General features: G+C 69.0%; 11 protein-coding genes. 4 read left to right on the top strand and 7 right to left on the bottom strand.

Annotated elements, in window-relative coordinates; all coding sequences use genetic code 11:
- Positions 1 to 3: 3 nt before the first annotated feature.
- Both ALI144C_RS45830 and ALI144C_RS45825 read right to left on the bottom strand, forming a co-directional pair.
- Positions 4 to 405, bottom strand: coding sequence for an NADH-quinone oxidoreductase subunit A (locus ALI144C_RS45830; protein ID WP_076993501.1), 402 nt, complete (start codon positions 403 to 405; stop codon positions 4 to 6).
- A gap of 344 nt (positions 406 to 749) precedes the next feature.
- Positions 750 to 2,039, bottom strand: coding sequence for a geranylgeranyl reductase family protein (locus ALI144C_RS45825; RefSeq protein WP_076993500.1), 1,290 nt, complete (start codon positions 2,037 to 2,039; stop codon positions 750 to 752).
- Between the two features lie 97 nt (positions 2,040 to 2,136).
- On the opposite strand from ALI144C_RS45825, the gene ALI144C_RS45820 reads away from it, so the two are divergent.
- From ALI144C_RS45820 to ALI144C_RS45810, 3 genes are all read left to right on the top strand, one after another.
- Positions 2,137 to 4,134 carry a hypothetical protein gene (locus tag ALI144C_RS45820; protein WP_076993499.1) on the top strand — a complete coding sequence of 666 codons (1,998 nt, stop codon included), beginning with the start codon at positions 2,137 to 2,139 and terminating at the stop codon, positions 4,132 to 4,134.
- Positions 4,127 to 5,563, top strand: a complete 1,437-nt coding sequence (locus ALI144C_RS45815; protein ID WP_143231259.1) for a hypothetical protein — start codon at positions 4,127 to 4,129, stop codon at positions 5,561 to 5,563. Before ALI144C_RS45820 ends, ALI144C_RS45815 begins: the two co-directional genes overlap by 8 nt.
- Positions 5,564 to 5,650: 87 nt before the next feature.
- Positions 5,651 to 8,332 (top strand): alpha/beta hydrolase family protein, encoded by a 2,682-nt coding sequence (locus ALI144C_RS45810; protein WP_076993497.1) that lies wholly within the window; start codon positions 5,651 to 5,653, stop codon positions 8,330 to 8,332.
- A 4-nt stretch (positions 8,333 to 8,336) separates the two neighbouring features.
- Here ALI144C_RS45810 and ALI144C_RS45805 read toward each other — a convergent pair whose 3' ends face one another.
- The 3 genes from ALI144C_RS45805 to ALI144C_RS45795 all read right to left on the bottom strand — a co-directional run bounded on the left by ALI144C_RS45805 (position 8,337) and on the right by ALI144C_RS45795 (position 11,398).
- Positions 8,337 to 9,023, bottom strand: coding sequence for a demethylmenaquinone methyltransferase (locus ALI144C_RS45805; RefSeq protein WP_076993496.1), 687 nt, complete (start codon positions 9,021 to 9,023; stop codon positions 8,337 to 8,339).
- A gap of 162 nt (positions 9,024 to 9,185) precedes the next feature.
- Positions 9,186 to 10,295, bottom strand: a complete 1,110-nt coding sequence (locus ALI144C_RS45800) for a glycosyltransferase (protein WP_076993495.1) — start codon at positions 10,293 to 10,295, stop codon at positions 9,186 to 9,188.
- Positions 10,295 to 11,398, bottom strand: coding sequence for a glycosyltransferase family 4 protein (locus tag ALI144C_RS45795; protein WP_202819208.1), 1,104 nt, complete (start codon positions 11,396 to 11,398; stop codon positions 10,295 to 10,297). Before ALI144C_RS45795 ends, ALI144C_RS45800 begins: the two co-directional genes overlap by 1 nt.
- A 155-nt stretch (positions 11,399 to 11,553) precedes the next feature.
- Between ALI144C_RS45795 and ALI144C_RS45790 the strand changes: the two genes are divergently transcribed.
- The gene (locus tag ALI144C_RS45790) at positions 11,554 to 12,399 is read left to right on the top strand and encodes an inositol monophosphatase family protein (RefSeq protein ID WP_076993494.1); all 846 of its coding nucleotides are present in this window, start codon (positions 11,554 to 11,556) and stop codon (positions 12,397 to 12,399) included.
- Here the strand turns inward: ALI144C_RS45790 and ALI144C_RS45785 are convergent.
- Positions 12,356 to 12,826 carry a DUF3592 domain-containing protein gene (locus tag ALI144C_RS45785; protein WP_330359651.1) on the bottom strand — a complete coding sequence of 157 codons (471 nt, stop codon included), beginning with the start codon at positions 12,824 to 12,826 and terminating at the stop codon, positions 12,356 to 12,358. The two genes, ALI144C_RS45790 and ALI144C_RS45785, sit on opposite strands and share 44 nt — an antisense overlap.
- Positions 12,813 to 13,706, bottom strand: coding sequence for a LysR family transcriptional regulator (locus tag ALI144C_RS45780; protein ID WP_076993492.1), 894 nt, complete (start codon positions 13,704 to 13,706; stop codon positions 12,813 to 12,815). The genes ALI144C_RS45785 and ALI144C_RS45780 overlap by 14 nt, the downstream gene beginning before the upstream one ends.
- Positions 13,707 to 13,747: the final 41 nt, after the last annotated feature.

Below are 13,747 nucleotides of genomic sequence, written 5' to 3'. Positions count from 1 at the left end.
CCTCTAGTTCCAGTCCAGTCCGCCGCGGCGCCAGACGTACGCGTAGGCGAAACCGACGGTCGCGATGAACAGGACGATCTCAACCACCCCGAACACGCCGAGGGCGTCCGCGGTGACCGCGAACGGGTAGAGGAAGACCATCTCGATGTCGAACAGGATGAACAGCATCGCGGTGAGGTAGTACGCGACCGGGACGCGCCCACCGCCGACGACGGGCTGCGGCGACGGCTCGATGCCGCACTCATAGGCCTCGTACTTCGCCTTGTTGTACCGCTTCGGCCCGACCAGAGCGCCAAGCGTCGCCGAGACCCCCGCGAACAGCACTCCCAGTGCCAGCAGGAACACCATCGGGAGATACGAGCCGAGGTCTGAACCACTGCCTTGGGCCAGCACGTCGCCCACCATTGACAACGCCGTCCTTTCCGCGCATCGATCGCCCTCGTCGGCACCCTAAGGGGTCTTGCTCACACCCCTCCTGGTTAGGCACGCCTAACAAAGCACACCATCCCCAGCCCTTTCAGGCTCCGACCAGCGCGAACGCTTGTCGCCGAGCTTGTGAAAGTCTTCACAAGCTGTCCCATGACCGTGTGAAGCGATTCACAGGACGTGACGGAAGTCTAAGACTTGGCTCACAGGAGGGAACCCCCAGGGCACAGACACGTCCGTGTGAGACCGATCGCACCCGCGCGGTGGCGGGTTCGATTCAGGTTCGTTTCAGGACAGTGTGCCGGTGACCGAGACGGCCGCGGTCAGCGCAGAGCGGGGGTGATCCTGCTGGCGACTGAGATCATCCGGTCGACGACGTCGCCGTCCTTCGGGTCGAAGCAGCCGGACATTCCCTTGTGCACCAGCGGGACCAGCGCGTTTATCCGCAGCCCGTACTTCGTCGCGGCGCGCATGATCCTCGGTTTTCCGATGATCTTCGCGAAGAGGTTGGCGATTCGGTAGTAGCCGCCGTAGAGCTCGCGCATCCGCGCCGGGTACGCGTGCAGTGCGCGTTCACGGGAGGGGCCTTCGGTCCGGGCCAGGGCTTGGACCACGCATTCCGCCGCGATCTTCGCCGACTCCATCGCCGACTGGATGCCCTCGCCGTTGAAGGGGCTCACCATTCCACCCGCGTCGCCCAGCAGCAGCATCCCGTCGCGGTAGTGCGGGGTTCTGTTGAAGCCCATCGGCAGGCCCGCTCCGCCCACCTTGCCCAGCGCGTTCTCCTCGCGGAAGCCCCACTCCTCCGGGGTTCCGTCGAGCCATTGGCGCAGCAGCGCCCGGTAGTCCGTGCCGCGGAATGCCGCCGAGGTCGAGAGCATTCCCAGGCCGACGTTCACCGTTCCGTCTCCCAGCGGGAAGACCCAGCCGTAGCCGGGCAACAGCCTCGGGTTCGCCGGGTCGCTCCTGTCCCACAGCTCCAGGTGGCCTTCGATGAAGTCGTCCTTCGACCTCGGGGAGGCGTAGTACTGCCGGACCGCTACTCCCATCGGGCGATTCTCGTGCTTGTCGATTCCCACCGAGAGGGCGAGGCGGGCCGAGACGCCGTCGCAGGCCAGCACCAGCGGCGCCGAGTACGTCACCTCTGTCCTGTCCGGGCCGATCTTGGCTCTTACGCCGGTCACGCGGCCGACGTGGTTCTGCACAGCGCCGATCACCGTCGTGTTCTGCTGGAGGCGGGCGCCTGACCGCTCCGCCACCTTGGCCAGCAGTTCGTCAAGGTCATGGCGGGTTCGTGCCATGCCGTACGGCGGCATCGAGGACAGCTCCGGCCATGGCAGGTGCAGCTGCAGGTCACCGGTGATGATCCGCAGTGCGTGGTTGTGCACCCAGCCTGCTTCTTCACTGGTGTCGACGCCCAGGTCGATCAGCTGCTTCACGCCGCGCGGGGTCAGGCCGTCACCACAGACCTTGTCGCGGGGGAACTGGGATTTCTCCAGCAGCAACACGTCCACACCGGCTCGGGCGAGGTACGCCGCCGCGGTCGATCCGGCCGGGCCGGCGCCGACGACGATCACTTCGGCGTCGTCACCCGGGCGTCGTCGCGTACCCACAGCCGCTCCCTTGTGAAGAGTTTCACGATCTCCCCTTGGGGCAATTCTAGCTGCGCCGCGGAGGTGACCTGGGACACGATGGGCACGGAGGTATCCCATGGCCCTGGACCGGTTGCGGTCGGCGTTGTGGCAGACGCCGATTCCGACCTCGCCCCCACCCCAGAACACCTACCAGGAAGCGCTCGGGCTCAACCTGCTCGCGCTCGCGTTGCGACTGGAACACGTCGACCGGATGACCGAGGCGTTGACGCTGGTCGACTCCACCCACATGACCCGATCGGTCAGCATCGACGTCGACCTCACCACTCTCTGCGACGACCAGCTGCAGGCGTTGCGGACCGACCCCGACTCCACCGGTGAACCCGAAACCGTCTGGCTCCCCGTCGCCCGCCAGGCCCGGACGGATCAGGCGCCGGTCGTCGTGCGCGACGCCCACAGCGCCGTCATGCCCCGCGCCACCCACCAGGAGACCGCGACCGCACTGATCCAAGGCATGGCCAAGGCGTTCCGGATGTTCCTCGACGCGGATCCCCGCACCGCCGACCCCGACGACCCGCTCTACGGCGTCCGCCACGGCCTGCACCGCTCCCGCTGGCTGATCCAGGCGGCGATCGCGAACATGATCGACAACGGCGGCCAGCCGCCGAAGCTGCCGACCGACCACACCCGCCGCACCAGGGCGACGGACTCGGAGAGCATCAGGGAACGAGCCGAGCACGCACTCGTCCACCTCTTCCCGCCGGACAGCGCTTTCCTCCGGCTGCTGGACATCGCGTCGTCGGAGTACATGCTGGTCGTCGAAGTCCCGACCTTCAAGCCACAGGTGTTCCTGCAGTTCGACGCGCCCGTGATGCCCGCGCGCTCACAGGACCTGCGCGACCGCGCCACGATCCGCCGCGGCCTGCTTCCCCGGCACGAGTTCACCGTGCGGTACCAGACAGTCATCCCGCGCGCGGTCAACTCCTACCACGTCACCATCGAGGTCCCGCCGGAGATCGCGGTGCGGCGGTTCTTCCTGACCAGCGACGTCGACGGGCCCGCGTTGCGGACGCTCGTCAACGACATCCGCGCGGTCGCGGACGAGTACGACGCGCTGAACTCCGTCTCCCCCAAGCTGCTCGAACAGGAACTGCAGAGCATCGGCTCGCGGCTGGCGGAGTTCGGCCGCAGGCGGCAGCGGGACCTCGACGCGTTCAAGACGTACCTCGACGAGTGCTACGCGGGCTTCACCCGCAGGCGCCCGGTGTTCCCCGCGAACAACGGCACGCTGATCGCGTGGCTGTCCGACTTCTCGCAGAAGTACGAGGCCGACCACTACCGCAAGCTCGCGGACGGCGTGTTCACCCCACCGGTGCTGCGGCAGCTGGCCGACGACCTCGAATCGTCCAATATGGACAGAGACTTGTACGTGGACAACGACCCGCGCGACAACGCCGGGCACGCGCACTGGCGGCGCAGGCCGTTCGGCGCCGATCCGCAGTCGGTCGAGCCGGTGGAGGCGAACCTGTACATCGCCCTGGTCGACGATCCGCCTTCGCTGGCGTCGAACGTCTCGAAGATGCTGCTCGCGGTCACCGTGCTGGTGCTGGCGTTCGGCGTGATCCTGCAACCGGACGTGTTCCGCGGCATCTTCTTCCTCGACGACGTCGGCAGCAGGCTCAAACCGACGTTCGACGAGCACTCGCCGGTCTCGTCGGCCGACGCGATCGTCACCGTCCTGCTGCTCGTCCCCGGCCTGCTGCTGGCCAGGCTCGAGATCCCGTCGGCGCGGTCGGTGCTCGGCAGGCTGCGGCTCTTTCCACGGTACGTCGCGTATCTGTCCATGATCATCGCCGGTTCGCTCGCGTTGTGCGTCGCCGCGGTGAAGGCGGACGCACTGGGTCTGCCGTTCGAGGCCGCCATCTGGCTGCTGGTGCTGCTCGCCGTCTCGATGGTCGCGAACAACGTCACCAACGCGGTGAAACGGCGCATCCGGGTGCCGGTCAGCACGGTCAGCCCGAACTGGCTCGTCGCCGAGATCACCGGCCGGCCAGGCAGGCGAAAACGGGACTGTGTCGTCAACTTCTCCACGTTGGGGCGTGATGCGCGTGAGTAGCCCGACCCGCCAGTACCCCGCGCTCGCCAAGATCGCCGCGCGAGCCGCGGGCTCGGCCAGCCCGGCTATCCAGTTCAGCGTCGGGCACCTCACCGGGCCGCAGCCCGGCATCGAGGCGTCGGCCGCGATCGGCGAGTACCTGTCGGTCAGGACCGGTGGCGTCGGGTTCCAGTTGCGCACGTGGTCGCCCGTGACACCGGGATACCCGCCCACCGGGGTGATCGCGCAGGACGACGGCGGCGGGTGGTTCGGCGGCAGCGTGATGATCAACCCGGACTTCCTGTACGACTCCGCGCACAGCACCGAGATCCTGCTGACGCTCGGCCACGAGCCGTGGTGCCCGGACTACGCCGACTGCCTGATGATCACGTTGGCGTACAAGGTGATGACGACGGCAGCGGGCGACGAGGTGCCGATCCTGTTCCTCCAGTCGCCGGTGGCACCGTTCAAGGATCCGCCGCCGCGCTTCCGCATCGACGGATCCGGTGAGGCGCCGCGGGTGGCCAACGGTCTCGCGTTGCGGATGTTGATCGCTTTGGACACAAGCAATCCGCGCAAACGCCTCACCCTGGTCCGCAACATCGCCTGGGTGGCCGCCGAGTACGGCCTGGGTCTGCAGGTCACCGACCGGCGGTTCGGCCGGGTGCGCGGCGAATGGTGGTCGGTCCTGCGGCACGAACCGGATGTCTACCAGCGCAAGAAGGAGGAGCTGTTCGGCTGGGCGCCGAGTGGCGTACCCGATCGGGCTCAGCTGCTGACGTTCGTCGGACCAGCCAGGGTCGGGGCGTCCGCGGTGATCGCGGCCGACCTGCTGGCCCGCAACATCGGGCTGCTGTCGGTCTCCGAGGCGACGCTGCAGGAGATCGCGTTCGTCAACGTCGTCGCACCGGTCGCACCCGCCCGGCACGGTCTCGGCGAGGTGTCTGGCACATGTTTGCCAATCGGTTCGGGGCTCGGTGCTCTCGCCCGTGACTGCGGTCTGACCGCACGGCGGGGTGCGCGGCGCACCAGTCCGATGGACGACACGCCCGCGACGGACTACCAGCTGCTGCGGACCGGGCCCGTCGATCCGTGTGTGACCAGGGCCGATGACACCGTGCACCGGCCGATCTGGATCTCGTGGCACCTCCCGTCGATGCGAGACGTGCCCGGCGTGGTCGTGGATCACCTGCTCGCCGGTGGGCACGTCAGCCGCGGCCGCGTGGACTACACGCGCGCCCGGCTCGCGCAGAGCGGACTGGTCCGCGGGCGGGCGAAAGTGTCCGTCGCACTGGACCCGGCGATCGACCGAGTCGACGTTCCCGACCGGCTCAGCAGCCTGTGTTCCCAGGTCGAACAGGAGGTCGTGGCGTACCTCGTCGAGTCGGGCGAACCGCTGCGGTCGGTCGGGCTGACCATCGCATGGCGGGAGCGGTGGGTCAACCGGTAGGGGACTGGATATCACTTTCCGTAATCTTGCTATCACACGAAAGTGTGGATACAACCGGTTGTGGAGGACAACCGGAGGGTAATTCACATGCGAATATCCAGAGTGGTGCTGCCCGCGCTGCTCGTGGTCGGCCTGGCCACGCCCGCGCAAGCAGTTCAGCCACCCCACGACCCGTCGCAAGGGCCGTCGTCAGGATTCACGGTCAGCGGTACCCAACTGGTGTGGCGATCGCCGACACCGATACCGGTGGGCGACTCGGCCATCGAGTTCTGGGACGGCGACCAGATGCTCGGCCGCGCCCGGCCGTCGGCCGACCACCGCACTTTCACGCTGACCACGACGCGCGTGGTCAACCCCCGCGATCTGGCGGCCCGTTCGTCCGGCCGACGCCTGGACGCACACGAACCGCTGCGGCCGATGCAGTCCAGGCCGGTGGCACCCCCGGCCGCGCTGCCACCGGCACCGGTCGACCCCGGCAAGCCGGGGCCGTTCCGGACGGCAGCCGGTGAGTACACATTGGACTCGATCAAGCTGCCGGACTACCCGCAGGCCGTGGAGATGCAGGCCAACGTGATCGCACCGGTGGGGGCGCCGGGCAAGCGACCGGTGGCGCTCTTCCTGCACGGCAGGCACTCGGTCTGCTACAAACCCGAGGGACCGGCCGACGGCCCGTTCGTCTGGCCGTGCCCGGCAGGCACCAAGTCCATCCCGAGCTACCGCGGATACCTCCAGGCGCAGCAACTGCTCGCGTCACAGGGCTACGTCACGGTGTCCATCTCGGCGAACGGCATCAACGCCCAGGACGGCGAAACCATCGACCAGGGTGCGCAGGGCCGTTCGTCGTTGGTACGCCAGCACTTGGCCAAATGGGCGGACTGGGCAGGAGCCGGGCGCGACACCGCACCGGACGTCGTGAAGAACTCGCCCGTGCCCGACATGTCCAACGTCCTGCTGATGGGACATTCACGCGGTGGCGAAGGCGTCAACCGCGCGGCCATGGACAGCCTCACCCCACCGCCCGGCGACACGGGCTACAACGGCCCGGTTCGCTGGAACATCCGGGGCACGCTGCTGATCGGTCCGACGATCTTCGGCCACGACCCGGTGCCGGACGTGCCGTCGGCGACGATCCTGCCCGGGTGCGACGGCGACGTGAGCGACCTGCAGGGCCAGATGTTCATCGACGCGACCCGTGGCGTGAGCCGTGGCGCCGCGTTGCACAGCGCGCTCTACGTGGTCGGCGCCAACCACAACTTCTTCAACACCGAATGGACTCCCGGCCAGGCGGTGGCCCCGGCGAATGACGACTTCTGGAGCGAGGAGCCCGACGCGGTGTGCTCACCGGGCACGCCCACGCGGTTGAGCCCGGCACAGCAGCAGAACGTCGGAGCGACCTACATCGCCGCCGCGGCACAGGTTTTCGTCGGCGGCGACCAGCGCGTTCTGCCACTGCTCGACGGCTCCGGCGCCAGCGCTCCGTCCGCCAATCCCGCACGGGTGCTCTCGCACGCCATCGGTGGCGCGCGCGGGTCGTTCGTAGCGCCCAACCAGGCGACCAAGGCAAGCGGCCAGGCGCAGCTGTGCCGGATCGCCACACCGGACCCCGCTGCGGCGTGCACCGAATCACGAGGCTTCCGCACACAGACGCACTACGTGCAGTTGTGGGGCGTCGACGACGACCCCGACCGGATCGCGGTGAAGCTGTCCGGCGCTGGCTCGATCCGCCCGGAACGGCCGGTTTCCCTGGCCGGAGCGCGGAACCTGGCGTTGCGGCTGGTCGTCCCGCCGAACACCACCGGGAACAAGTTCGACGTGGCCATCACCGACGTCCACGGCCGCAAGGCGACACTGGGCACGGTCAGCCTCGACGGTCTCCCGTCGACCGACCGCACGTCATCGGAGTGGGCCCAGGAAGTACGGGTGCCGTTGCCGTCGCGCGGGATCGACCTGCGCCAGGTGGCCGCGCTCGACCTGACTCCGACCAGTGGTTCCGGCTCGGCCGTGCTGATCGACGCTCACGGCTGGGCACCGGGCCTGCCGGATCCGCGACCGGTCAGCCTGCCACGGATCGACATCGGCCACCTGACGGTGAAGGAAGGCGACTCCGGCACGAGCACCTACGAAGTCCCTGTCACGGTGACGGGTAACGGCACGGGCACGGTGCGACTGTTCACGTTCGACGACAAGGGCAAGGTCACCAGCAAGCTGGAGACCGTCCGCCCCGGCCAGCAGACGCTCAAGATTCCGCTCAGCGTCACCGGGAACACCAGGTGGAGCTACGACTCCAGCAAGGAAGTGCTCGCCAAGGCGGTCCACGGCACAGTCGCAGGCCGGTACGGCGGTGGACTCACCGTGCTCAACGACGACCCGGAACCGGTGATCACCGCGACCCCGGCCAATGCCGAGGTCGAGGAGGGTGGCGTGCTGAAGTGGACTCTGACGTCGTCGGCCGTGGCCGATTCGCAGCTGTACCGCTACGGCATGACAAGCCCACCGGCGCAAGGCCAGGAGCTGTCCACGGTCGACGTGGATCCGCAGTGGTTCAAGGCGAACTCCGGTGAGGAGCCGCTGCCAGCGAGGCCGCTGTCGAAGACCCGTCTCCGGTTCACAGCGACCATCGACCCGGGAAAGCTGAGCACCGAGCTCACCATCCCGACGGTGGCCGACCAGGAGGCCGAACCCACCGAGGCGGTGCGGCTGCAACTGGCGGCGTGGCCGTCGACCGGCAACCCGCTGGATCTCACAGGCACGGTGACCGACAAGAAGTAGACGGCTAGACCTTCTTGGCGCGGTGGAGTGCGACGACACCGAACGTGAGGTTCATCCACTCCACCTCGCCCCAGCCCGCCTTGGCCACGATCTCGGCGAGGCCGCGCTGGGAATGCCAGTCCTTGATCGACTCGCCGAGGTAGCGGTAGGCCTCCGGGTTGGACGAGACGACCTTCGCGATGACCGGGGCCACCCGCTTCATGCCCCAGTGGAACAGCGCGCGGAACGGCTTGAACTTCGGGTTGGCGAACTCGCACACGAGCAGGCGGCCGCCCGGCTTGACCACCCGGAGCATCTCGGCGAGCGCGGCCCGCGTGTCGAAGAAGTTGCGGATCCCGAAGACCACCGTGACCGCGTCGAACGAGTCGTCGGCGAAGGGCAGCCGCATGGCGTCGGCCGCGACCTTCGGGATCTCGCGCGCGGCCCCGCTGCTGAGCATGCCGACCGAGAAGTCGGCAGCGACGCAGTAGGCGCCGGTGCGCGCGAACGCGACCGTCGACACCCCGGTCCCGGCGGCGAGGTCGAGGATCTTCTCGCCCGGCTGGGCGTCGAGGACCCGCCGGGTCATCTCGCGCCAGCGCCGGTCGTACCCCAGGGTGAGGACCGAGTTGGTCCGGTCGTACCGGCGCGCGACGCCGTCGAACATCTCGGCGACCTCGCGCGGCTTCTTGTCCAGGCTGGCACGCGACATGCCCGAACTCTAGGCGAGAACGACGAACCGCACGCCGCCACCTGAGAGACTCCCCAGCCCTCGCCGACACGAACGAGTGAACCACCTGTCACCGTTTGATCTTTGCCGGTAACTTGAACACATGAGCGAAAACGCTGTTACAACCGCGCCGCAGGCGAATGGTCAGCCGAGAGCAAGAGCCCTGAGCATTCCCTCGACCGAAGAGCGCCAACTGAACTCCTCCGCCCTCGCTCGTGCCGCTTCGCGGCGGCCGGATTCCGGGGCGGCCAGGAGGTCTTCGACCGCGTCCGCGAACGCGCCCGCGTGGTCGTCCACGGCGGCACCGCAGCCTGGGCGGACTATTTCGCGGAGGGCCGATGATGCCGAGACCACTATCGGGGTTCCGGAGGCCAGGGCTTCCAGTGCCGCGAGGCCGAATGTCTCGTGGGGGCCGGGGGCCAGTGAGACGTCCGCCGTTGCGAGCAGTTGGGCCACGTCGGTGCGCGACTGCACGAAGCCGAGGAAGGTTATCGGCAGGCCGGTTGCCCTGCGGCGCAACGAGCCCATGCTCGGCCCGTCGCCCGCGACGACCAGGCGGGCGCTGTGGCCTTCCGAGTGCAGTTGGGCCAGGGTGTCCACGCTGCGTTCCACGTGCTTCTCCGGGGAGAGGCGTCCACAGTGGATCAGGAGGGTCTCCGCTCCCGACGCCAGGTCTTCGCGCAGCCGCGGGGATCTTCGCGCCGGGGTGAAGGTCGACAGGTCGACTCCCAGCGGGACTCGCCGGACGTTACCGACTCCGATCCGGTCGAACTCCTCGCGGGCGAACTCCGTCGTGCACACCACTGTGTCGTAGTCGCTTGCCATTCGGCGGTTCGCGGCGTCCGCGACATTCCGCGCCCACCGTGGCGGAAGGAGGAACTGTTCGAGCAGACGATCAAGCCTTTCGTGGGAGATCACCACACTGGGGACGCCGTTGCCCCTCGCCCATCTGCCCATTCCCCGCAGGGTCAACCTGTCCGAGACCTCGAGGCGGTCGGGCCGCAGCCTGGCCAGCAGCGTCCGCACGCGCCACGGGTCGACCGCACGGTAGCCCCCTGTTCCCGGGATCCTGGGGGCGGGCAACGTGATTCGGCGGACGCCGTTGGGCATCGGTTCGTCGGCGAACCGATCGCCGGGCACCACGAGGATCACCTCGTGGCCCTGTGCGCAGTACCCGGCGCCCAGGTGGTGCAGGGCTGTGCGCAGTCCGCCGGACTTCGGGCCGTAGAAGTTGGCCAGCTGGACAACGCGCATCACGCCGCCTGGGCCAGACGGGTCACCGCCGTGTAGTGCCCCATCAGCTCGTGGCACACCGCTGTCCACGTGCGGCCCGCCACGGTGCGGCGACCGGCCGCGGCCAGCCGTGATCGCAGAGCCGGGTCGAGCAGGCCTTGGACCACCGGGCGCAGTTGGGCGTCCATGTCAGTGAGGAGGTACCCCGTCTTGCCGTGGTCGACGAGGTCACGGGGCCCGCCCGCGTCCGGGGCGAGCACCGGCAGACCGGACGCCATCGCCTCCTGCACGGCCTGGCAGAACGTTTCGTGCGGACCGGTGTGCACGAACACGTCCAGGCTCGCGTAGGCCTCGGCGAGGGGCACGCCCGTCCGGAAGCCGAGGAAGGCCGCGCCGGGCAGCTTGTCCTTCAGGTTCGCCATGTCCGGGCCGTCGCCGACGACAACCAGGCGGACACCTGGCATGTCGTTCAACGCCGCCAAGCGGGCGACCTGTTTCTCCGGGGCCAGCCTGCCGACGTAGCCGACGAGCATCTCGCCGTTGGGCGCGAGCTCACGCCGTAGCTCCGTGTCCCGTCGGTCGGGGTTGAACAGGTCGGTGTCCACACCCCGGCCCCACCGGTGCACCCGGGGGATGCCGTGGCGGGCCAGGGACTGCACGGCTTCGGTCGACGGTGCCAGCGTCCGGTCGGAGTACGTGTGCAGGCGGCGGATCCAGCGCCAGGCCACGGCGGCGCCTCTGGCCAGGCCGTAGGACGCGGCGAAGCCGGCGACGTCGGTCTGGTACACCGCGACCGTCGGCACGTCCAGCAGACGGGCCGCGCGCAGCCCACCAGCGCCGAGCACGAAAGGCGAGGCGAGGTGGACGACATCGGGTTCGAAGTCAAGCAGGGCAGTGGTGATCCGCGGCCCTGGTAGGCCGATCGGAAGGGAGGTGACACCGGGGACGTCGACCGCACGGGTCCGCACGACCGGGGCGTGCAGGTAGCTGTCCGGGCCTGGCCCAGGCGCTACCACGAGTGCCTGATGACCGTGGTCACGCAGGTACTCGATGACACGGAGAACGGAGTTCGTCACGCCGTTCACCTGCGGCAGAAAGCTCTCGGTGACGATGGCGACTCGCACGGTCCTCACGATGATCGGGAATCCGAGCACACCGGCGACGTGCGCGTGACGTGCCGGGGAACGAAGCCGAAACTTCCAACGTGTGGCCTTGCGATCCTTCGCTGGTCACCTTCCGGTCGCATACCGGACACCGAGCGCGGTCACTCTAGGTCGGCATGACCCTCTTGTCGTCGCGCCCGCCCAGGCCAGTCGCACCAGGACTGCTGTCACGGGCACTGGAAGTAGCCGGCCGGCTGGCCAACGACGCAACCGACGTGATCACCGCGACCGCGGGCCGGGGCGCGCGCCCGGCAGGCAAGGACTCGCCGTTCGACTGGGTCACCGACACCGATCGGACCCTGGAACGCCACACCCGCCGTGTGTTGACCGCCGAGTTCCCCGGTATGCCGGTCGTCGGCCAGGAGTTCGGCGCCGACATCGGTTCGGACGCTGCCGAGTACCGCTGGGTCGTCGACCCGGTGGACGGGACGGCCAACTACGTCGCGGGCGTGCCGTGGTGCGCGTACAGCCTCGCGTTGGTGGACGCGTCAGGTCCGGTGGTCGGGGTGGTGGCGGACCCGTACCGCGGGCAGATCTACGCGGCCGCGCGCGGCCGGGGTGCACGGGCCAACGGGGTCCAGGTGTCGCTTGTCGACCGGACCACCACGGCGGGCGTGATCGTGTGCACCGAACTCACCAGGACCGGGCCGTGGCCGGGGATGGGCGGGTTCATCGAACGCGCCGCCCGTGCCCATGCGGGCGTCCGTGTGCTGGGTTCGGCCGCACTGGCCATCGCGCAGGTGGCGTTGGGGCACGCGGCGGCGGCCGTACTGCACAGCTACCACGAGTGGGACGTGGCCGGCGCGGTCGCGTTGGCGATCGAATCGGGGGCGTCCGTGCTCGACCGGCACGGCGAGGACACCGCGCTGCCCGTGGACGGTTTGCTGGTGGCGGCGCCCGGCGTGGCCGACGAGGTGCTCAGCTGGTGGCAGGAGACAGCGACTGTGGGTGATCACGTCTGAACAGCGTCCCGTACCGCCGCCGCAGCCACCACAGGACTGGCCCGATGACCAGCCACAGGAACAGCACGAGCGTGCCCGCTGGCATCAACGTGAGGTACGCGCCCCGCCCCGCGACCTTGACCAGGTCCGGTTTCGCCGCGTCGTACTCGACCTCGACCAGTTGCCCCGCCTGCAAGCCCGCCGGGTAACCCACGCCGTCCGGCGGAATGTGGTCGGCGCCGTCGGGGGTCTGGTACCGCACAAGCGTCCGGTCGAAGGCGACGGACAGCACCTCCGCCGTGGTCCGCACCGAGCGCGAGCTCAAGCCCGCGTCTTCCCGGTACGCCCCGATCACCAGCGTCACCGCGAGCAGCGTCACGGTCGCGCCGATCGACACCAACGTGATCGCCGCGACCCGACGAACCTGCGACGCCCTACCCACTGCCACGCCCGCACTGTACCGACGGCGACGCCTGCGTCTTCGCGGTCTGGACGAACCGGCCTGTCCAAGGTGACCGGCGTCGCGCCGACCAGAGGGCCAATGTCCGGTACCGCGCGGCGTCCGGCACCGGGCGGTAGACCACGTCGGGCCGGACGTTGCGGGCGGCCAGCGAGGAAGGCACCAACGCGACGGCTTGTCCCAGTGCGACGACTTCCAGGAGTTGAGCGCTGTCACGGACGATCGGGCCGTCCGCCGGGCGGTCCGGGTGGCCCAGCCAGTAGTCGCGGTCGACGACTCGCGGGTCGCTCCACCTGGGTGCCGGTTCGGTCAGCAGGTCCGCGGTGCTGAGGACGGCACGCGCCGCCAGCGGATGCCCGGAGGCGAGCGCCGCGACGCGGGGTTCGGTGGCCAGCAGCTCGGTCGCCAGGCCACGGCCGTCGACGCACGCGGCGATCGCCACGTCCGCGCGGCCGTCGCGGACCATGTCCGCCTGTTCGCCGAAGCCGCTCACCACCACCTGGATCTCCGGCGCGTCCGGTTCGGCGCGGAACCGCTCGCAGACCCGGTGCAGCAGATCCGTGGCCACACCTGGTTTGGCGGTCACTACAAGCTTGGCGAGGCCCGCACGGCGAGTCTCGCGGACGGCGTTGTCCAGGGCAGCAAGGACGACGACCGCTTCCTTGAGCAGCACCTCACCGGCATCGGTGAGCACCAGCCCGTTGTCGCGACGGTTGAACAGGTCGACGCCAAGGCGGCGTTCCAGCTGCCGAACGGCCCTCGACAGCGGCGGCTGGGCGATCCCGAGCCGCTCCGCCGCTCTGGTGATGTTCAGCTCCTGGGCGACCGCGTGGAAGTACCGCAGTTCACGGATCTCCGGCTCCGGCATACCGCCAGGGTATGGGGCCACACCCGATCGGTCTTTTACTC

Origin of the sequence: Actinosynnema sp. ALI-1.44 (assembly GCF_001984155.1) — a bacterium.
Classification (GTDB): Bacteria; Actinomycetota; Actinomycetes; order Mycobacteriales; family Pseudonocardiaceae; genus Kibdelosporangium.
The sequence above is the reverse complement of the archived record's forward strand: the minus strand, read 5'-3'. Positions and strand labels throughout refer to the sequence as shown.

Bases quoted from the DNA above. Each gene is read 5' to 3' on its own strand.
- ALI144C_RS45830 (WP_076993501.1), bottom strand. From the start codon at position 405: ATGGTGGGCGACGTGCTGGCCCAAGGCAGTGGTTCAGACCTCGGCTCG.
- ALI144C_RS45820 (WP_076993499.1), top strand. From the start codon at position 2,137: ATGGCCCTGGACCGGTTGCGGTCGGCGTTGTGGCAGACGCCGATTCCG.
- ALI144C_RS45810 (WP_076993497.1), top strand. From the start codon at position 5,651: ATGCGAATATCCAGAGTGGTGCTGCCCGCGCTGCTCGTGGTCGGCCTG.
- ALI144C_RS45805 (WP_076993496.1), bottom strand. From the start codon at position 9,023: ATGTCGCGTGCCAGCCTGGACAAGAAGCCGCGCGAGGTCGCCGAGATG.
- ALI144C_RS45800 (WP_076993495.1), bottom strand. From the start codon at position 10,295: ATGCGCGTTGTCCAGCTGGCCAACTTCTACGGCCCGAAGTCCGGCGGA.
- ALI144C_RS45790 (WP_076993494.1), top strand. From the start codon at position 11,554: ATGACCCTCTTGTCGTCGCGCCCGCCCAGGCCAGTCGCACCAGGACTG.
- ALI144C_RS45780 (WP_076993492.1), bottom strand. From the start codon at position 13,706: ATGCCGGAGCCGGAGATCCGTGAACTGCGGTACTTCCACGCGGTCGCC.